Origin of the sequence: Lampropedia puyangensis, assembly GCF_004833285.1 — a bacterium.
GTDB classification, from domain to species: domain Bacteria; phylum Pseudomonadota; class Gammaproteobacteria; order Burkholderiales; family Burkholderiaceae_C; genus Lampropedia; species Lampropedia puyangensis.
This window is the reverse complement of sequence record NZ_STFG01000013.1, coordinates 47491-66574: the sequence shown is the minus strand read 5'-3', so window position 1 is coordinate 66574 and position 19084 is coordinate 47491. Positions and strand designations below refer to the sequence as shown.

At 52.0% G+C, this 19084-nt stretch carries 17 protein-coding genes; 11 read left to right on the top strand and 6 right to left on the bottom strand.

The genetic code is table 11. The annotated features are described in order from the left end of the window. Positions 1–29 precede the first annotated feature (29 nt). On the bottom strand, positions 30–632 hold the full coding sequence (locus tag E9531_RS11930) for a nitroreductase family protein (RefSeq protein WP_158291777.1): 603 nt from the start codon (positions 630–632) through the stop codon (positions 30–32). A 331-nt stretch (positions 633–963) separates the two neighbouring features. On the opposite strand from E9531_RS11930, the gene E9531_RS11925 reads away from it, so the two are divergent. The 3 genes from E9531_RS11925 (at position 964) to E9531_RS11915 (ending at position 4018) form a co-directional block, all read left to right on the top strand. After that, a complete protein-coding gene (locus E9531_RS11925; protein ID WP_136573989.1) occupies positions 964–1779 on the top strand; it encodes a DUF3108 domain-containing protein in 816 nt (271 codons plus the stop codon). 231 nt (positions 1780–2010) lie between these two features. Then, positions 2011–3228: an MFS transporter gene (locus E9531_RS11920; protein WP_136573988.1), complete on the top strand. Its 1218-nt coding sequence runs from the start codon at positions 2011–2013 to the stop codon at positions 3226–3228. A gap of 112 nt (positions 3229–3340) precedes the next feature. Further along, on the top strand, positions 3341–4018 hold the full coding sequence (locus E9531_RS11915) for a 7-cyano-7-deazaguanine/7-aminomethyl-7-deazaguanine transporter (protein ID WP_136573987.1): 678 nt from the start codon (positions 3341–3343) through the stop codon (positions 4016–4018). A 110-nt stretch (positions 4019–4128) separates the two neighbouring features. On the opposite strand, the gene E9531_RS11910 is transcribed toward E9531_RS11915, so the two are convergent. From E9531_RS11910 to E9531_RS11900, 3 genes are all read right to left on the bottom strand, one after another. Continuing rightward, complete coding sequence (locus E9531_RS11910) at positions 4129–5409, bottom strand: acyl-CoA dehydrogenase family protein (RefSeq protein ID WP_136573986.1); 1281 nt, start codon at positions 5407–5409, stop codon at positions 4129–4131. Between the two features lie 68 nt (positions 5410–5477). Then, the gene (locus E9531_RS11905; RefSeq protein WP_136573985.1) at positions 5478–6563 is read right to left on the bottom strand and encodes a phosphotransferase family protein; all 1086 of its coding nucleotides are present in this window, start codon (positions 6561–6563) and stop codon (positions 5478–5480) included. A 121-nt stretch (positions 6564–6684) separates the two neighbouring features. Beyond that, entirely contained in the window at positions 6685–7404 is a 720-nt protein-coding gene (locus E9531_RS11900) for a Crp/Fnr family transcriptional regulator (RefSeq protein ID WP_136573984.1), read from the bottom strand. A gap of 555 nt (positions 7405–7959) precedes the next feature. Between E9531_RS11900 and E9531_RS11895 the strand changes: the two genes are divergently transcribed. From E9531_RS11895 to E9531_RS11870, 6 genes are read left to right on the top strand one after another with little or no spacing between them, the layout of a single operon-like run. Next, positions 7960–10977 carry a monovalent cation/H+ antiporter subunit A gene (locus E9531_RS11895; protein ID WP_136573983.1) on the top strand — a complete coding sequence of 1006 codons (3018 nt, stop codon included), beginning with the start codon at positions 7960–7962 and terminating at the stop codon, positions 10975–10977. A gap of 12 nt (positions 10978–10989) precedes the next feature. Then, positions 10990–11355 (top strand): Na+/H+ antiporter subunit C, encoded by a 366-nt coding sequence (locus E9531_RS11890; protein ID WP_136573982.1) that lies wholly within the window; start codon positions 10990–10992, stop codon positions 11353–11355. Continuing rightward, positions 11352–13094 carry a monovalent cation/H+ antiporter subunit D gene (locus E9531_RS11885; RefSeq protein WP_136573981.1) on the top strand — a complete coding sequence of 581 codons (1743 nt, stop codon included), beginning with the start codon at positions 11352–11354 and terminating at the stop codon, positions 13092–13094. Before E9531_RS11890 ends, E9531_RS11885 begins: the two co-directional genes overlap by 4 nt. After that, a complete protein-coding gene (locus E9531_RS11880; RefSeq protein ID WP_244610093.1) occupies positions 13091–13597 on the top strand; it encodes a Na+/H+ antiporter subunit E in 507 nt (168 codons plus the stop codon). The genes E9531_RS11885 and E9531_RS11880 overlap by 4 nt, the downstream gene beginning before the upstream one ends. Continuing rightward, complete coding sequence (locus tag E9531_RS11875) at positions 13594–13875, top strand: K+/H+ antiporter subunit F (protein ID WP_136573980.1); 282 nt, start codon at positions 13594–13596, stop codon at positions 13873–13875. Before E9531_RS11880 ends, E9531_RS11875 begins: the two co-directional genes overlap by 4 nt. Next, the gene (locus tag E9531_RS11870; RefSeq protein WP_136573979.1) at positions 13872–14372 is read left to right on the top strand and encodes a cation:proton antiporter; all 501 of its coding nucleotides are present in this window, start codon (positions 13872–13874) and stop codon (positions 14370–14372) included. The genes E9531_RS11875 and E9531_RS11870 overlap by 4 nt, the downstream gene beginning before the upstream one ends. A 110-nt stretch (positions 14373–14482) precedes the next feature. Here the strand turns inward: E9531_RS11870 and E9531_RS11865 are convergent, their stop codons facing one another. After that, positions 14483–15988, bottom strand: coding sequence for an ATP-binding protein (locus tag E9531_RS11865; RefSeq protein WP_158291776.1), 1506 nt, complete (start codon positions 15986–15988; stop codon positions 14483–14485). Positions 15989–16118: 130 nt separating this feature from the next. Then, complete coding sequence (locus E9531_RS11860) at positions 16119–16769, bottom strand: trimeric intracellular cation channel family protein (RefSeq protein ID WP_211343430.1); 651 nt, start codon at positions 16767–16769, stop codon at positions 16119–16121. A 325-nt stretch (positions 16770–17094) separates the two neighbouring features. Between E9531_RS11860 and E9531_RS11855 the strand changes: the two genes are divergently transcribed. Together E9531_RS11855 and queF are read left to right on the top strand one after the other, a co-directional pair. Further along, positions 17095–18180: a branched-chain amino acid aminotransferase gene (locus E9531_RS11855; protein WP_136573977.1), complete on the top strand. Its 1086-nt coding sequence runs from the start codon at positions 17095–17097 to the stop codon at positions 18178–18180. 14 nt (positions 18181–18194) lie between these two features. Then, positions 18195–19049, top strand: coding sequence for an NADPH-dependent 7-cyano-7-deazaguanine reductase QueF (gene queF, locus E9531_RS11850; protein WP_136573976.1), 855 nt, complete (start codon positions 18195–18197; stop codon positions 19047–19049). The last annotated feature ends 35 nt before the right edge of the window (positions 19050–19084 follow it).

Sequence of the window (19084 nt, the reverse complement as noted above, 5' to 3'; positions counted from 1 at the left end):
TTTATACCGAAGCTGCAGTACTCAGATGCTCACACCCATTCTTGGGCAAACACTTCAGCACTCACCCTCGGCGGTGTTGTCGGTGTATGTGCTGGTGTCCCCAAATTCAACAGGCCTAGCATTTGGTCCTGTTCCTCAAAGCCCATCACGTCTTTCAAGATATCTCCCAAAGCACCAGGCGTACTCGACCAGAAGCCATGGTAACCAAGCAAGTGGGCAGCATTAAGCATGTTCATGACCGCAGCACCACAGGTGAGCATCTGTTCAAATCCGGGTGCCTTAGGATGCTCTTTGAGACGTGCAGCTAATACAACAACCAACGGCGCAGTCGTCAATTTAGCCGTGTACTTGCCATGCATTGTTTTTGCTTCATCCGTTTGTGCATCCGAATGGCTAAGCACGCGTTCAAGCAACACGTGTCGCTGGCCACCACGCACAAACTTGAAGCGCCATGGTGTTAAACCGGCGTGATCGGGTGCGCATGCTGCAGCCTGCAAAATAGCCGAGAACTCTTGTCCATTTGGAGCAGGCAAGCCCAATGGCCAGGCAGATCGCCTCTGCAACAACTGCTCAAGCCCTTCGGGCAAGCTTGCGCCTTCAGACGAAACAAGGTGGGAATGGTTTGAACTCAAACGAATAATCCTTTATGCAACAGGCTTGCTGAGCCCACAGATGTAACCCCATGCAGCTGTGCTGCAAAGGTCTCTCGCATGGGCAAAGAGTAAGATGCGCATTGTGCCAATTCTTTCCTGCCTGCGTGCAGATAGAGGTCTAACGCCCTGCAAGAAGTGGGAGCTCTCGCTCGCACCCACAATCAAGCAGCTAGGATGGAAACTTCAGTTCCTCACACATCAGCACCAGTTTCACAGGGGCCCCATTCAGTGAAATGAATATAGGCGCACCGCGTCTTTGAGCATCGGCTCCGTGTGGCTCCCTTACCTCAGCACAGAATACGTCCTATCCATGCACAGAGAACTCACCTCAACAAACTCCATTCAAGAGCGAGATACAACCAACAAATCCAGATGTGCCATGCCCTATTGGCTTGGAGCTTTGTCCTTGTCCATCTGCAGTTTGGTGCAGGCCAGCGATACCAACATGCCAACTCACGAGCAGTTAAATCGCCCTTTTGCAGCCCCCCCATCGGCCCGCCTGCAGTTTGATGTCAAAGGTAAAGTCAGTGGCTTTGGCTACAGTGCATCGGCCAAATTAGACTGGCTCAATAGCACCAATAGCTACCAAGTGGAGCAAAGCATTAAAGCGCCAATCATTGGAACTCGCTCACAACGCAGCCAAGGAAGTATTGACTCGCATTATTTGCAGCCACACGCTTTTGAAGATTCTTCGCGCAGCAAACGCAACCTGCGTTTTACCCCGAGTAAGGGCACCGTCACCATTCCTGCCACACAAATTGAACAGAGCATCCCCGAAGGGGCTCAAGATCGCTTAAGCGTCTTTTTCCAGCTCTCAGGCGTGCTGGCTGGGAACCCCGACCTTAGAGCCACAGGCAAGCAAATTCCCATTTGGACAGTGGCTAGCAACAAACAAGAGGCATGGGTATTTGAAGTCGAAAATCTCAGCACCATATCGCTGCCCGCAGGACAAATTCCAGCCATTAAGCTCAAGCGGTTGCCGAGAAAGCCCGATGACCAAGCTGCTGAAATTTGGCTCTCACCAGCCATCGGATACCTGCCCGTGCGCATCCACTTCGAAGATGATCGTGATGCCGTCGATCTGCAAATGTCAAGCTATACACTCCCAGACCGGACAAAGCCTTGAGGCAGATTGCATTGAATAATGCTAATTCATTGGTAAATTAATGTATGCAGATACCGCGCAATATATGCGTGCCTGCATGCTGTGGCCGGCCATAAAAAACTCGCATCCCATGACCATGTCAAAAATTACGCACTCTTCCTATCGCCTACATTATTGATTTGCGCTGATTATCTAAGCCGCGTTGGCGGCAATTTCCTTACTGCCTTGTGATGCGATCGATGCTGCAGAGCCATGTCCTTGCCTGAACACAAAAGCCTTGGCGCATTTACTACGCAAGAAACAGGCATACGCCAACACACTCCAGACTATTGGCGTGCCTCATTGGCGTTATTCTGTGCAGGCTACGCCACATTCTCCCTTCTGTATTGTGTCCAGCCCTTGCTGCCAGCTCTTGCGCGCAGCTTCAATGTCTCTGCGGCCAGTAGCAGCCTGACCCTGTCACTAAGCACATTGGCACTCGCCTTTGGCTTGTTGCCAGCAGGCGCATTGGCAGAGGTGGTCAGCCGTAAACGCATGATGCTACTGGCTTTGAGCATTGCAGGTGCTGCAGCCTTGTTAAGCGCTGTCGTGCCGCATTGGTCAGCATTACTCGCATCACGCTTGGTCCTTGGTTTTGCCTTAAGTGGTTTGCCCGCACTTGCAATGGCCTATGTGAGTGAAGAATTTGATAAACCCACACTTCCTGCAGCGATGGGCTTGTATATCAGCGGTACCGTGCTTGGTGGCATGCTGGGGCGTACTTTTTCGGCCATTTTGGCTGATGTGCTTGGCTGGCGCTGGGCAATGGGCATCATGGCTGGCCTAGCACTATTTGCCCTCATTGTCTTTGTGATACTTCTGCCGCCAGCCAAAGCGTTTAAGCCACAGTCACTCAACATCCGCAAACTGATCGGAAATTTTTTATCGCACTTGCGCACGCCTGAACTACGTTCGCTGTTCATGATGGGCTTTCTTCTGATGGGGTGCTTTGTGGCGATGTTCAATTACGTCAGCTTTCGCCTCGAAGGGCCACCGTTTTCACTATCTTCAACTGTTGCGGGCCTACTATTTCTCACCTACTTAGGCGGTATTTTTAGCGCTCGTTTAGCAGCCCCCTTGCGTGCGCGACTGGGGCAAATGCGCGCATTGCAATGCTCGGTTGTGACCATGCTAGCCAGTCTGAGTCTGTGCGCCCTCCCTTCGCTCTATGCGCTTACTGTTGGCGTTGGGCTGTTTACATTTTCTTTTTTTGCTGCGCATTCATTGATCAGCGCACAAGTGGGCAGTACAGCGCCCTCTGCCAAAGCACAGGCTTCATCCCTGTACTTGTGCTTTTACTACCTCGGATCAAGTACTGTTGGCTATGTTGGCGGCTATTTGTGGCAGCACGGCGGCTGGTACAGCTTGCTGGCTCTACTTTCCGCACTGCTGGCGCTGTCTTTGGTACTGACCCGCAAACAGCAACCATAGCGAAGGTCGCTACAATAGCGCCCTCGACATGAAACGGTCATGCTTTGCATGCGTGGCTTTTCCAGACAATTCACGATGGGTTCCCTCACCCCCATTCAACAAAAAGGTTTCTATGCAACAACAGCTTCGCGCACCATCTGAGCAGGTGCCTTTGTTTCTGGCTATCTTGGTGATTTTTCACATTTTCATCATCATTGCCAGTAATTACTTAGTGCAAATTCCCATTGATCTTTTGGGCTTTCACAGTACGTGGGGGGCTTTCAGTTTCCCGTTCATCTTTCTGGCCACAGATTTAACCGTCAGACTCATAGGCAAGCGCGAAGCCCGCGCCGTGATTGCGCGCGTTATGGTGCCTGCCTTGATTGCCTCTTACATCGTCTCGGTCTTGTTTCATGAAGGCCAGTTCAACGGCTTGAACTCCCTCTTAGCGTTCAACAGCTTTGTTTTTCGCATTGCCTTGGCAAGCTTTGCCGCCTACGCGCTGGGGCAGTTGTTGGACATTCAAGTATTCGACCGGATTCGACGCGGATGGTCGCTTTGGTGGTTAGCACCAACAGCCTCAGCGGTATTGGGTCAGGCATTGGATACGCTGGCGTTCTTTTCCATCGCTTTCTGGCGCAGCAACGATCCTTTCATGGCTGCCAACTGGGTAGAAATAGCCACTGTCGATTACGTGATCAAACTCGTCATCAGTGTGCTGTTTTTTGTTCCTGCGTATGGCTTGGCTCTGGCCGCGATTGTGCGGATGCTGAAACAGAATGCGGCCAGCACACATACCATAAAAACTTGATCAAGCAATCAATCCAGCGAGCGCTTGATCATTTTCCTGATTTCTCCAAATACAAAAAAGACCGTTGCGATAACGGTCTTTTTGGGTTTTCACCCTGCTACGCAGGCCAATCAGAAACCACGCGTGACTGGAGGGTCATAGTCTTTGCTACCCGGCGTGTCTGCATAGCGCCCCAACTCCCATTTTGCGATGGCGTTGCGGTGTACCTCATCGGGACCGTCTGCAAAACGCAACGTACGGGCATTGGCGTAGTGGTAGGCCAACGGAAAGTCTTCGGACAGCCCGCCTGCACCATGTACTTGCATGGCCCAATCCAGCACTTGACATGCCATCGAAGGCGCGACCACTTTGATCATGGCAATTTCAGTTTTGGCAATTTTGTTGCCCACTGTGTCCATCATCCAAGCAGCCTTCAGCGTAAGCAAACGAGCCATATCGATTCGGCAACGAGCCTCTGCTATACGTTCTTGCGTTACCGTTTGCTGTGCAATGGTTTTACCAAATGGGGTACGCGTCAAGGCACGGCGGCACATGAATTCGAGCGCCCGCTCTGCCTGTCCAATCAAACGCATACAGTGGTGAATACGTCCTGGGCCTAAGCGACCTTGGGCAATTTCAAAGCCACGGCCTTCACCCAGCAAAATATTCCCTGCAGGCACGCGCACGTTGTCAAACAGAATCTCCATGTGACCATGCGGCGCATCGTCGTACCCAAATACACTCAAGGGACGCACCACAGTAATACCCGGGGTATCGGCAGGCACAACAATCATGCTTTGCTGAGAATGTCGCGGCGCCTCAGGATCTGTCTTCCCCATGGTGATGTAGACCTTGCAACGCGGATCCCCCGCACCAGAAATCCACCATTTGCGACCATTGATGACATACTCATCACCATCGCGCTCAATACGCGTTTCAATGTTGGTTGCATCACTGGAGGCAACAGCAGGCTCCGTCATTGCAAAGGCAGAGCGAATCTCGCCCTCAAGCAAAGGCTTGAGCCAGCGCTCTTTCACATCGTCACTGCCATAACGTGCCAAGGTTTCCATGTTGCCGGTATCGGGTGCAGAGCAGTTGAATACTTCAGGCGCCCAAACGACACGGCCCATGATTTCGGCCAGCGGCGCGTACTCTTGGTTGGTTAAACCCGCACCGGTATAACCAGAGGCATCCGCTGTATCAACAGGCAAAAACAAATTCCAAAGCCCTTTTTTTCGAGCGATGGGCTTGAGTTTTTCAATCGTTTGCAGCGGCGACCAACGCTTGCCTGCCGCCGTATTGGCTTCCAACTCTTCTTTGTAGGCCTTTTCATTGGGATAGATATGCTCATCCATGAAAGCCAGCAGTTTTTGCTGCAGCTCCTTGGTTTTCGGCGAATAGTCAAAATCCATATATTGCTCCTTGTTGTGGTGTTTATGGGGTTGAAGGATTGCCTTCTCTGGCGTATCCCAAAGCGTTCTTATGCTTGCAGTGCTTTCGACCAGGCCATTTCTGCCAAGGGCTTGGCGTTCTCGCCTTGCACTTTAGCCCTCGCACTGCTGGCCAGGCCTTCCTGTGCACGTTTGGCAATGCCTTGCAAAATGGCCGCCAAACGAAACATGTTGTATGCCAAATAGAAGTTCCAATCGGCATGCAATTGCTCTGCGGTCGCAAAGCCAGTGCGCTCGCAATACAAACGGATGTACTCTTCTTCAGAGGGAATTCCGAGCTGGAGGTAATCAATATCGGCAATGCCTCTGAACACACCGCTTGGAATGTGCCAGCTCATGCAGTGGTAACTGAAGTCAGCAAACGGGTGGCCGATAGTGGACAACTCCCAATCAAGCACCGCAATGGCTTGCGTGCTGTCATTGGCAAACATCAAGTTATCGAGGCGAAAATCTCCGTGCACGATGGAACTCAGGCTTTCATCGCGGGCTGAGGCAGGAATATGTGCAGGCAACCACTCCATGAGGCGATCCATGGCTGCAATCGGTTGCGTTTGTGAAGCTCGATACTGCTTGCTCCAGCGGCCAATCTGGCGCTCAAAGTAATTACCCGGCTTACCGTAGTTTTCCAGACCTTTGCCCTTGTAGTCCACCGTGTGTAGCGCAGCAATCACTCGGTTCATTTCGGTGTAGATATCGCGTCGCTCCGCATGGGTCATGCCTGGCAGAGCCTGATCCCAAAGCACACGCCCTTGCTTAAACTCCATGATGTAGAACGCACGGCCAATAACAGATTCATCCTCACAAAGCGCATACATATGCGGCACTGGGACATCTGTACCAGCCAGGCCTCGCATGACGGTAAATTCGCGCTCAATCGCATGCGCCGACGGCAGCAACTTGGCTACCGGCCCAGGTTTGGAGCGCATCACATAACTGGATGCGGGGGTGTTGAGCTTATAGGTTGGGTTAGATTGCCCGCCTTTAAACATCTCTACAGTTAAAGGTCCCTCAAATCCCTCAACATGGGCCTGCATCCATACCGTCAACGCCGACACGTCAAATGCATGTTCAGCGGCAACCGCCCGCGTGCCCACAAAGTGCTCAAACTCGCTCATAAGCTCTCCGGAAAAACAAAACCGCCACAGCCGCACCACAGACTCGAAAAGTCTGTTACATGCTGCTGTGACGGCACAAACCATGATGGCGCAAAGCCATCGCCCTTTAATACTGACGAGCTCAGTCGCCTGCTTCTGCAATTTTCAACAATCCCTCGCGACTGAGAATAACCAGCCCACCAGTCTCGATACGGATAATTTCTTCGCGCTCCATACCCTTGAGCTCTTGGTTTACGCGCTGACGCGACGCGCCCAACAGCTGCGCCAATTCCTCTTGCGCCAACTGCAAACCAATGCGAATATTGTTGCCGCCATTCAAATCGGCAATGCCATAACTGCGCGCCAAATGCAGTAACTGCTTGGCCAGCCTTGCGCGCAATGGCAGCGTATTGAGGTCCTCCACCAAACCGTACAACCCTCGAATGCGCCGCGCATGCATGCGCAAAATGGCCTGATAGAACTCCACATGCGTCTCGAGAATTTTGAAAAAATCGGGCTTGCTCACCATCACGATGGTGGTATCCCCATGTGCGTAAGCATCGTGTGTGCGTTTGTCTCCATCGAGCAGCGCCACATCGCCAAACCAAACCCCCGGCTCCACATACGTGAGCGTGATCTGTTTGCCGGTCAGCGAGGTTGAACTCACGCGCACGGCCCCCTTGGCGCAGGCGATCCACTCCTCTGGAGTGTCGCCACGCGCGCAGATCAGGGCGCCGTCTTTGAACCGTTTGACATGTGCACATCGCAAAATATCGTGTCGAAGCGAAGGAGATAAAGTGCTGAACCAGCGACCAGTGTTGATCGCTTCACGTTCCTGCATGGTAAGAATAGGTTCGTCCATGGCCTGTCTTTTGAGTGACTGTTGGGATTAATCGGAGTCTTGTTGCATACACGCCAGACCATTGTGCGTTGGCGCCTTCACTGCGTAAACAGCACTGCAAATTGTCAAAATACTGCACCGCACCATGAAGCGGCGATGATCTTACTTGTCTCAATGACTAATGAAGAGAGGGGCTGCCCTAATACATGTATTCCCTGAACGGTACATAGAGTCACCCTGCCCCAATCCACTCACAAACAATACAAAAATTAACAAAATAGAAAAATAAAATCTAAGCAAAGAACATCAGGCACACGCAAAAAAATACTCAAATTGAAGGAAAATAGCGACAAATAAAGACTTTTATAAAAAATAAAATTTACCGCCAGTGTTCAATCAAGCACCACAAAAGCACGGAACACTTACAAGACACTATGCAAGTCTTTGTTTTAAAACAAAATGCCTAATAAGCATCGATTCTTATAGCGTAAGAGAACGCCACAACCCTTTGAAATTGAAGTCAATCTTCTAAGGTTTTCTCTCGCACAGAAAGCCCAATGCCCATAGAATTCGGGAATGGATCCAGTTGCCCTCAGTACCATCGTTTTGCTGCCTTTTATCGGCAGTTTGCTCGCCAGCGCATTGCCATCCAATGCCCGAAACTTGGAATCCACATTAGCAGGAGCGATCGCCCTCTTCGGTGCGGTTCAGTTGGCCCTGTATTTTCCCGGAATTTCGCAAGGTGAAATTTATCGAGAAGAGTTCACTTGGCTTGCCTCTTTTGGTCTGAACCTGTCGTTACGATTAGATGGCTATGCATGGATGTTTGCCATGATGGTCTACGGCATTGGTGCGCTAGTGGTCCTCTATGCGCGCTACTACATGTCCCCCCAGGATCCTGTGCCGCGTTTTTTCTCCTTCCTCCAGGCCTTTATGGGGTCTATGGCAGGGGTGGTGCTGTCAGGCAACATCATTCAGCTGGCATTTTTCTGGGAATTAACCAGTATTTTTTCTTTTTTGCTTATTGGTTATTGGCACCACCGCAAAGATGCACGGCGCGGTGCTCGCATGGCCTTAACAATCACTGGCGCAGGAGGCCTTTGTTTATTTGCTGGCGTGCTGATGTTGGGCCACATTGTGGGCAGTTACAACCTTGACAACGTGCTGGCAGCGGGTTCACAAATTCGCAACCACAGCTCGTACACCATTGTTTTGGTGCTTATCTTGCTGGGCGTGTTCACCAAAAGTGCACAATTTCCTTTTCATTTCTGGCTCCCTAACGCCATGGCTGCGCCCACGCCAGTCTCCGCGTATTTGCATTCTGCAACCATGGTCAAGGCAGGCGTTTTCCTGCTGGGTCGCTTTTGGCCTGTTTTGAGTGGGACGGAGGAATGGTTTTGGATTGTCAGTGGAGTTGGCGCGACAACGCTTCTCTTTGGTTCGTGCGTGGCCATGTTCCAAAATGACCTCAAAGGGCTTCTGGCGTATTCAACCATCTCACATTTGGGCTTGATTACCCTGCTCTTCGGTCTTAACCGCGAGTTGGCAGCTGTTGCGGCAGTATTCCACATCATGAATCATGCCACTTTCAAGGCCTCCTTATTCATGGTCGTCGGCATTGTCGACCATGAAGCAGGAACACGCGATATCAGCCGCTTATCAGGTCTGCGCAAGTTGATGCCGGTCACTTTTGGACTTGCCGTAGTGGCCACAGCTGCCATGGCCGGAGTGCCTTTCTTCAACGGTTTTCTTTCCAAAGAAATGTTCTTTGCCGAAACCGTTTTGGTGCATGCCCCCGCCTACATTCAGGCTAGTTTGCCCGTAATTGCAGTTATTTTCGGTATTTTTAGCGCCATTTATTCGCTGCATTTTGCCTATGACGTCTTTTTTGGACCCAAAGCCGATGACCTGCCCAAAAAACCCCATGATCCTCCGATTTGGATGAATGTTCCGGTCGGCTTTTTGGTCGTATTGTGCGTATTGGTTGGCGTCTTGCCTAACGTGATTGTGGGCCCCTTCTTGGCCGCCGCAGCAACCCCCGTAGTTGGTGGCGACTTACCCTATTACAGCCTCGCTGTATGGCATGGAGTGAACAAGCCTTTGATCATGAGTGTCATCGCGCTTTGCACAGGCACATTCCTGTTTTTCTTTGTCATCAAGTACATCCGTGGCAAAGACTATTTGGCCGACTATGCCTTCTCATGGTCTCTCACAGGCCAGCGCATTTTTGAATACGCCTTGGCCTCCTTAACCAGAACCAGCCGCAGTTTACGCCTGCGCTTGACAACGCACCGCCTGCAGTGGCAAATGTTCTGGGTACTCATGGTCACGTTCTTGGCCGTTGGGCTGCCACTCTGGTACGGCGGCTTAACAATTGGAGACAGACCCACACAACCACTTTCACCAGCATTCGGTGTCATCTGGTTCATTGGCTCTATTTGTGCCATTGCAGCTGCATGGCAAGCCAAATTCCACCGCCTGGCTGCCATGATCATGTTAGGCGCCACTGGTCTCTGCGTGGTACTGACATTCCTGTGGTTTTCTGCGCCGGACTTGGGCTTGACTCAACTTTCCGTAGAGGTTGTCACCACTATCTTGCTGCTGCTTGGGCTGCGCTGGTTGCCACAACGCGATAAATCGATCCGCCCAGCGTCCTGGGTGATCGATCAGAGCGTCGCACAAGCGCGCCGCGCCCGTGACTTGATCATTGCACTGATCGCAGGCATTGGCATCGCCCTGCTCACTTATGCAATGCTCAGTCGCCCATTCGACAATAGTGCCTCAACTTTCTACCTGGAACGAGCCCAACAAGAAGGAGGCGGCACCAATGTGGTCAACGTGATGTTGGTGGATTTCCGCGCATTCGACACGTTTGGCGAAATCGTAGTGCTGGCCATTGTGGGATTGACCATCTATGCATTGCTGCGGCGTTTCCGTCCTGCGCGTGAAACCATGGATTTGCCAATGCAGCAGCGTGTATTGCCCAGCGATTTGATTACGGACTTGTTCAATCCCCGTCAAGCCAAAGATACGGCGATTGGTTACCTCACGGTTCCAGCTGTCTTGGTGCGTTTGTTGCTGCCAGTCACCACGCTCGTCTCGATTTACTTCTTCCTACGCGGGCACAATGAACCTGGCGGGGGCTTTGTAGCAGGCTTAATTTTCTCTGTGGGCCTGCTGCTGCAATACATTGTTTCGGGCACGCAATGGGTGGAAGCCAACTTGACCCTCTTCCCACGCCGGTGGATTGCATTTGGTTTGGTATGTGCCATTGCCACCGGCGCAGGCTCCTTCTATTGGGGCTATCCATTCATGACCACGCACACCGCACACCTCACATTGCCTTATCTGGGTGAGATGCATATTGCCAGCGCCATGTTCTTTGATTTGGGGGTCTTTACCGTTGTCGTGGGCTCCACGCTATTGATTCTTACTGCTTTGGCTCACCAATCAACTCGTGCACACCGTTACCACGCTCGCATGCTGGAGGACGAAGCCGAGGCCAAAGAAACCCAAACGCGTGAAAGTAACTTTGCCCGCATTCAAGCAGCCTACGACAAGGTTGCCCTTTTCAATATTCACCAAAAACCCTGAAAGTACAAGCGCATGGAGATTGTTTTGGCCATTGCCATTGGTGTGTTAACAAGCGCAGGCGTGTGGCTGCTGCTGCGCCCGCGCACCTTCCAAGTCATTATTGGACTGGCATTGCTCAGCTACGCGGTGAATTTGTTTATTTTTTCAATGGGCAGGCTGGGCTTGGCCATTGACAAAGAACCCGTCTTGCGCCCGGGCATTCCTACCGATTTGCAGCACTACGCCGATCCTTTGCCGCAGGCATTGGTATTGACGGCGATTGTGATTGGTTTTGCGACTACCGCCCTCTTCTTGGTCGTATTGCTGGCTTTGCGCGGCATGTCTGGCACCGATCACGTAGACGGCAGTTTGGCCGCTGAGAAGGGCGAGGCATCATGAGAGAGTGGTTAAGTGCATTGATGCCGCATCTCATTTTGGCCCCCATCTTGGTGCCTATGGCTGCAGCAGCCATCATCTTGTTTCTAGGTGAAGAACGCCAACGTATCAAATTAATCGTCAATGTCTTTGCGTGCTTAATCCTGCTTGTATTGTCGATCTTCTTGCTGCAATGGAGTCATCAGCAATCGTCGTCCACCTCAATGGGCGTCTACATGACGGGCAACTGGCCTTCTGAGTTTGGCATTGTCTTGGTGTTGGACCGCCTCTCGGCACTGATGCTCACACTGACCTCCATTCTGGCATTGGCCAGTGTGGTGTATTCAGCCGCGCACTGGCACCGTGCTGGTGTCCACTTTCATCCCATGTTCTTGTTGCAGTTAATGGGGCTGAACGGGGTGTTTCTCACAGGGGATTTATTCAACCTCTTTGTATTCATCGAAATTCTCTTGGCTGCCTCTTACGGTTTGCTGCTGCACGGCTCGGGACGTGTGCGCGTTCAGTCAGGGCTGCACTACATTGCCATCAACTTACTGGCATCGTCATTGTTGCTCATCAGCATCTCCATGTTTTATGGCATCACTGGCACGCTCAATCTGGCCAGTCTAGCCAGCATCATCCCCAACATTGCCGATGAGGACCGTGCGTTACTGCATGTCGCCGCGGGCATCTTGGCCGTCGCCATCCTGATCAAAGCCGCGGTTTGGCCCATGAATTTCTGGCTCACGCGAGCTTATAGCGCTGCCACCGCCCCTGCTGGCGCTTTATTTGCCATCATGACCAAAGTCGGCATCTACATGATTTTGCGCTTATGGACTTTGCTCTTTGGCTATGACGCTGGGGCCTCTGCCTTGTATGGTGGGCAGTGGCTTACTTATGCGGGAATGGCAACGATCGCTGTTGGCTCCATTGGTGTACTCAGTTCCCAAAAATTAGGCCATCTGGCAGGCTACAGTGCCATTGTCTCCTCAGGCACTTTACTGGCCGCGCTCGGGTTTGGTCAGAACTTACTCACTGCGGGCCTGCTTTATTACTTGGTCAGTTCTACCTTGGCCGTTAGCGCCTGCTTCCTGCTGGCGGACCTGATGGACCGCTGGCGCAATGACGGCAAAGACTACGCTCCTTATGAAGAAGAAGACGAAGCCCCCTTCCTTACCCCGGACCTTGAAGGCAAGCAAGATGCATTCAATCTGGATGAGAAAGAGCAAGCCCTAGTCGGGCGAGCCATGCCGGCGGCCGTTGCACTGCTGGGTATGTGTTTTATGGCTTGCACACTCTTGATTGCAGGCTTGCCTCCGCTATCTGGTTTCATCGGCAAATTCGCTATGCTCTCCGCCATGCTCAATCCATTGGGAATGGGCGCGTCTTCAGGACAATCGCCCGGAACAGATGGTTGGTTCCTGTTGGCGCTGCTGATCGCTTCTGGTTTATTGGCACTGATTGCATTTTCTCGTGCCGGTATTCGCCATTTCTGGGCATCGCATGACCGGTCTCCGCCAGTAGTCAAAGTGGTTGAAGGCATCCCCCTCGTGATTCTGCTCGGAGCCTGTGTGGCCATCACCATTCAGGCTGACAGCATCATGCGCTACATGCAAACTACTGCCAACAGTTTGTATGCGCCTGACGACTACATCCAGTCCGTGCTGCAAATGCAACCCAAACCCTACCCAAGCCAAACACCTGTTGGGTCGTCGCTAACGGGTGCTGGCGATAGCGAAACCGATGAAGGAGCGCAACCATGAAGCGATTGTTGCGTACCATTTTTCCAGCCCCATTACTCTCCACACTGCTGATTGCTTTGTGGATGGTAATGACCCAAAGCTACAGCCTGGCCAATTTCGTATTGGCTTTGGTACTGGGCTTAGCAATTCCCATTTTCAGTGATGCATTGCGGCCCCGCTACGTGCGAGTGCGCCATCCAATCACCATTGTGAAACTGGCCTTCACCGTCATGATCGATGCGTGGCACTCCAACCTGATGGTGATTCGGATTTTGTTCAAAAAAAATGCCACCAAGGAAGACACATCGATCTTCATCCGTATTCCTCTGGAAATGCGCGATCCGAATGCATTGGCTGTACTGGCCGTTATTACCACCATTACGCCGGGCAATGCTTGGGCAGAACTATCAATGGACCGCAGCACCCTTCTGCTGCATGTCTTTGATGGCAACGTCAACCAGGACGAAGTCATCAAAACAGTCAAAGAACGTTATGAACGCCCTTTGATGGAGATTTTCGAATGAATGGACAAATTCTCGCCTGGGCTTTACCCATCACGCTGGCCATGCTGGCCATTGCCATGTTGATGGTCATCATTCGCCTGTTGATTGGCCCATCTGCCCAAGACCGCATTTTGGCGCTCGACTGCGTCTTTGTTTTAGGCATGTACGTCATGCTGAGTCTTTCGATGTACTACGAAAGTACCGCTTACTTTGAAGCTGCGCTATTGATCGCTTTGCTGGGCTTTGTCAGTAGTACGGCCATGGCCAAGTTTCTGCTGCGTGGGGAGGTTATCGAATGACCGAAGCACCGAGTTTCATTCTCCCATTGTGGGCTGAAATCGCCGTGGCCTTTTTTGCCTTGTGTGGGGGGCTCATTGCGCTTTTGGGGGCTTCAGGTGTACTACGCTTGAAAACGTTTTTTTCACGCATTCATGCTCCAGCTTTGATCACCACGGCAGGCATCTGGTGCCTCATGCTCGCCACAATCACCTATTTTTCATTTCAAACAGGCAAGCCAGCGCTCAATATTTTATTGCTGGGGGTATTCATTGCCATTACCTCCCCTGTGACCACCATTTTCCTGATGCGTGCGGCCTTATTCAGATCTCGCCAACGGGGTGAGAATGTGCCTCGCAGCGTCAATATGCTGCAGTTGGCAACCCCAAAAATGGCACCAGAAAAAGACGATGATGAAGAAGGGGCCCCCTCTGAAACTGAGTGGCAAACCGAAACAGAAGCTTCAACACCGACATCCGCCGGTGATGCAGAAAAGAACCAATCGCCCCGGTCAGGTTGAAAAATAAGAACGTCTCTCGATTTTCTTAGTCCATTGAGAAATATTAGTAAAAAAAGTCCTGATTAAGGGCTTTTTTTACGATCATTAAATAGAGCCATTCTCAACCCCACTCAAGCAGCCAGCATGCGTTCACGGCGCAGTTTTTCTTGCTCTGCAGCTTGAACGGCTGCTGGGGTCTGCAAGCGAGTGAGCGGTAAATCTATTTGAAAACAAGACCCCTGCCCGACCACACTCTGAATCTGTAAATGCCCGCCATGGCGCTGCGCGACATGCTTGACGATGGCCAAGCCTAAACCAGTACCACCCGTTTCACGCGAGCGGCTTCTATCTACCCGGTAAAAGCGCTCTGTCAAACGCGGAATATGTTCAGCCGCAATGCCCGGTCCAGTATCTCGCACACTGAAACTGGCACTGCCATCTGTATGCCACGACCAAACCAGCGTGATCGAACCTCCGGCAGGCGTATAGCGCACAGCATTGGCCACCAGATTGGAAAATGCGCTGTAAATTTCCTTGTCCACACCAGCCAAACGCCCCATCGTACCAGGCCATGTGGTATTCATCCCCGCAGAATTAAGCGCATCCGTGGTGTCAGGTGGCATGCGCGGATCGTGTCTTGTACTAGACATGGATGAGCCTTTCAAGAGCTGCTCTTGGCCATGTTCATCCGCATATTTCAGCGAGAGTTGGTGCACCGGCTCATTCGCTTGCGGTGCCAATGAAACAGATAACGCAGCGGCTTCATCCAGACAACGTAAAAGCAAAGGCTTGATTTCCACAAACTCACTGAGATTGGGCAGAGGACTGCCTTCCAATCGAGACAAGGTCAGCAAATCCTCAACCAATACCTGCATACGCGTGGCTTGCTGATGCATGCGCTGGTAGTAGCGCTCACGATCGGCCTGCTCCAAAGGCAAGGTTTGCAAGGTTTCAACATAACCAGAAAAAATCGTCAGCGGAGTGCGAATTTCGTGCGATACGTTGGCAATGAAATCCCGGCGCATCGCTTCAGTGCGCTGAACATGTGTCACATCCCGCGAAAGCATCAGCTGTTTATCATCGCCATACGGAAAAACCTGGATCGAAAGTCGGCGTCGATCTCCCACAACAGATCCAACGCCACGCCCATCCATTTCAAGAGTTTCGCGAAAATCTCCGACAGCGCAATAACTGGCGAACTCAGGGTCTCGCACCAAGGTCAGCAAGTTTTGCCCCATGTCTTGGTCTACATTGAGACCAAAATGTTCACACGCCATATGGTTGAGCCAAACAATAGACCATTCATGATCCAGCAACATCACACCATTTGGGGAAGCCTGAATCGCCATACGCAATTCTTGCAAATTACGCTCTTGGCGCTCCTCTCGATACTGGTGTTTTCGCTGCAACTTACGCCAAAAATACTGTAAGTTCGCCCAATACCCCCAAAAACGATTAGATGCTTGGCCTTCTCCTTTCGCCCAATGGTAAAACCGCGCACTTTGCCACGCCGCAAGCAACCACCAAAGCCAAGCTCCAGCCAATGCGCCCAGCACAATTTGCCACCCATGCACGCCAAGCCACCAGGCTGCGGCTATGCCAAGAATTTGTAAAAATAGAAAGCCAAGTAAAGCCATGCGCGCATCGTAAATCAGGCAATGCATTCACTTGCCAAAATGCGATTCGATACCCGTGTAAAAAACAAGGAAAAATGACACTTCATCGCCTTGTCATGGAGAGCGCCGATTTAGTTGTGCTGTGGCGCATCTAGCGCGACTCATCAGGGTCCAAACCGCCAAATGTTGGCAAGTGCCAGTGCCAGCGCAGTGCAGCCAAGCGGATCAACCAAGTCGTCAACATACCCCCAAGCATGGCTGGCAAAGATTGCCCTGTCCAAGCATGCACCGCCGTTAATACAATGCCCCCTGCTATACAGGCTGTCGCATAAACCTCTCGGCACAGCACCATGGGGACTTCACGGGCTAACACGTCTCGAATCACTCCGCCACCAACGCCAGTCAGCACGCCCATCCCCACCGCAACAATCGCAGGAGCGCCCACTGACAGCGCCTTGTTTGCCCCGATCGCAGTAAACGTGGCCAGCCCTAAAGCATCCGCATGCAGCAGCAGCCACGCGACTTTGGCCCGTGAAAGTAACCGAGCCAACGGAATAGCCAGCGCACAAGTCACCACAATCAGAACCAAGTAATGCGATTGGGTAACCCAAAAGACCGGGCGAATCCCCAATACCAGATCTCGAATCGTGCCCCCACCTATCGCCGTCACACTTGCCAGAACCAATAAACCAAAACCATCCATCTGCAAGCGCCGTGCTATCAACACACCGCTGAGCGCAAACACCACCGTCCCCATCCAATCCAGGGCACGAATGAAATCATCAGGAGTCAACATCATCATGGGCGCTATTGTCAGGGCGATTGTTTCTCCCTTGGCACGCCCCACACTCTGGTTAACCCTTGGCGCAATCTAACTATTCGATTAGGCTAATCGCTTCAACAAGGCACACACGACCAAGCCAATATTCACCGATGGCAGCACTCTTCAATTAGAAACACGAATGAAGCAGGCTTTCCTGTCACTTTGGGTGCCAAGGCTCGCCACAATCGTTATCATGCAAGGCTATGCCTGATGTGCGCATGACCGGGGGACTCGCCCTCAGCCCACAGGCAGCACTCATTTCTTTTTTTCGCTATTTGTTGACGAAAGCCTTGCTGGAGCCACTATGTCCAATGCACTGAAATTCAGCCATATTCCTACAGATACCCCTACCTCGGCAGCCGATCGCGAAGCGATTCTGGCCAAAGGTGGCTTTGGTACGGCATTCTCCGACCACATGGTCACTATCGAATGGACGGAGGGGCGCGGCTGGCATGACGCACAAATTCGCAAACGTGAAGCATTCAAAATCGACCCTGCCGCAGCAGTGTTGCATTACGCACAGGAAATTTTCGAAGGCATGAAAGCCTATCGCGGTGAAGGGGACACCGTCACCCTGTTCCGTGCAGACCAAAACGCCGACCGTTTCAATGCTTCAGCCACCCGCATGGCAATGCCCACACTGCCACAAGAAGTGTTTGTTGAAGCAGTAGAGCAGTTGGTGCGCATTGACAAGGAATGGATTCCTGGCGGCAATGGCAGCTTGTACATGCGTCCCTTCATGTTTGCGGACGAGCCCTTCTTGGGCGTGCGCCCAGCGCATCACTTCGTCTTCTGCGTGATTGCATCGCCTGTGGGCGACTATTTCAAAAGCGGCCCTAAACCCGTGAAGGTCTGGGTTTCGAAGGAATACACGCGCGCAGCTGTTGGCGGCACAGGCGCTGCCAAATGTGGGGGCAACTACGCAGCCAGCTTAGTTGCACAAGCGCAAGCTTATGAAAATGGTTGTGAACAAGTCGTTTTCCTGGATGCCGCAGAACACCAATGGATTGAAGAGTTGGGCGGCATGAATATTTTCTTCGTCCAAGACGATGGGCATATTTTCACGACCCCACTGGGTACCATCCTGCCCGGCATCACCCGCGCCTCCTTGATTGAACTGGCCCGCAGCAAAGGCATTACCGTAGAAGAGCGGAAATACTCTTTCGCCCAATGGCAAGCCGATGTGGCAAGCGGCAAAGTCAAAGAAACCTTTGCTTGTGGTACTGCCGCTGTGGTCGCCTCTATCGGTGAAGTCAAATTCGACGGTGGTTCCTTCACCATCGGCAATGGTGAAAGTGGTCCCATCACTAACGCGTTGCGCGACGAGCTCTCTGGCCTGCAGCGCGGCAAAATTGCCGACACACGCGGCTGGGTACGCACTATTAAATAATGGCGCACCAGCACATGCCGGTTACAGCCACTGATCTGCCTTTGGGCAAAGAGGTGGCGTATCCACAAACCTACCAGCCGCAACTGCTGTGCCCCATTCCAAGGTTGGCGCAGCGTCAAGCTTTAGGCATAGGCCTTGATCGCCTGCCATTCATGGGTGCTGATGTATGGACTGCGTTTGAGTTGAGTTGGCTGAATGCGCGCGGCAAGCCGCAGGTAGCCATTGCGCATCTGACGTTCCCGTGCGAAACACCCAATATTGTGGAAAGCAAATCCCTTAAGCTCTACTTGAATAGTCTCAATAACAGCGTTTTTGCGGATAAGGCTGCTGTGCGTGATTGCATTCGTAAAGATTTAAGTGAAGCCGCTTGGCGTGGCAGTCCATTACCAACAGGCAGCATTGGCGTTCGGATCATTGAACCTGCATCTTTCGATGCGGAGCCTATTCACGAACTCAGCGGCTTGGATCTGGATCGTTTGGATGTGGAGTGCTCCCATTACACCCCGCAACCCAATCTGCTCTTTAGCCAACAAGAGCAGTCACACACCACAGAAACACTGACAAGCCGCTTGCTCAAAAGCAATTGTCCTGTCACAGGTCAACCCGATTGGGCCAGCCTTCAAATCAGCTACAGTGGCCACCCGATTGATCAAGCTGGCTTATTGCAATATATCGTGAGCTTTCGCAACCACACTGGTTTCCATGAAAACTGTGTGGAGCAAATATTCATCGACATATGGCAACGCTGCGCTCCCTTGGAGTTGAGCGTTCAGGCGCGCTACACCCGCCGTGGCGGGCTAGATATCAACCCATTGCGAAGCAGCAAGCCACACGCGCTGCCTGCCAACATTCGCACTGCACGGCAGTGACACTTTTCATTCTCCACGCTTGCCAATACCATACA

Excerpts from the sequence above, each read along its gene's own strand:
- E9531_RS11925 (WP_136573989.1), top strand. The coding sequence starts at position 964 with ATGCACAGAGAACTCACCTCAACAAACTCCATTCAAGAGCGAGATACA.
- E9531_RS11920 (WP_136573988.1), top strand. The coding sequence starts at position 2,011 with ATGTCCTTGCCTGAACACAAAAGCCTTGGCGCATTTACTACGCAAGAA.
- E9531_RS11915 (WP_136573987.1), top strand. The coding sequence starts at position 3,341 with ATGCAACAACAGCTTCGCGCACCATCTGAGCAGGTGCCTTTGTTTCTG.
- E9531_RS11910 (WP_136573986.1), bottom strand. The coding sequence starts at position 5,409 with ATGGATTTTGACTATTCGCCGAAAACCAAGGAGCTGCAGCAAAAACTG.
- E9531_RS11905 (WP_136573985.1), bottom strand. The coding sequence starts at position 6,563 with ATGAGCGAGTTTGAGCACTTTGTGGGCACGCGGGCGGTTGCCGCTGAA.
- E9531_RS11900 (WP_136573984.1), bottom strand. The coding sequence starts at position 7,404 with ATGGACGAACCTATTCTTACCATGCAGGAACGTGAAGCGATCAACACT.
- E9531_RS11895 (WP_136573983.1), top strand. The coding sequence starts at position 7,960 with ATGGATCCAGTTGCCCTCAGTACCATCGTTTTGCTGCCTTTTATCGGC.
- E9531_RS11890 (WP_136573982.1), top strand. The coding sequence starts at position 10,990 with ATGGAGATTGTTTTGGCCATTGCCATTGGTGTGTTAACAAGCGCAGGC.
- E9531_RS11885 (WP_136573981.1), top strand. The coding sequence starts at position 11,352 with ATGAGAGAGTGGTTAAGTGCATTGATGCCGCATCTCATTTTGGCCCCC.
- E9531_RS11880 (WP_244610093.1), top strand. The coding sequence starts at position 13,091 with ATGAAGCGATTGTTGCGTACCATTTTTCCAGCCCCATTACTCTCCACA.
- E9531_RS11875 (WP_136573980.1), top strand. The coding sequence starts at position 13,594 with ATGAATGGACAAATTCTCGCCTGGGCTTTACCCATCACGCTGGCCATG.
- E9531_RS11870 (WP_136573979.1), top strand. The coding sequence starts at position 13,872 with ATGACCGAAGCACCGAGTTTCATTCTCCCATTGTGGGCTGAAATCGCC.
- E9531_RS11865 (WP_158291776.1), bottom strand. The coding sequence starts at position 15,988 with ATGGCTTTACTTGGCTTTCTATTTTTACAAATTCTTGGCATAGCCGCA.
- E9531_RS11860 (WP_211343430.1), bottom strand. The coding sequence starts at position 16,769 with ATGATGATGTTGACTCCTGATGATTTCATTCGTGCCCTGGATTGGATG.
- E9531_RS11855 (WP_136573977.1), top strand. The coding sequence starts at position 17,095 with ATGTCCAATGCACTGAAATTCAGCCATATTCCTACAGATACCCCTACC.
- queF (WP_136573976.1), top strand. The coding sequence starts at position 18,195 with ATGCCGGTTACAGCCACTGATCTGCCTTTGGGCAAAGAGGTGGCGTAT.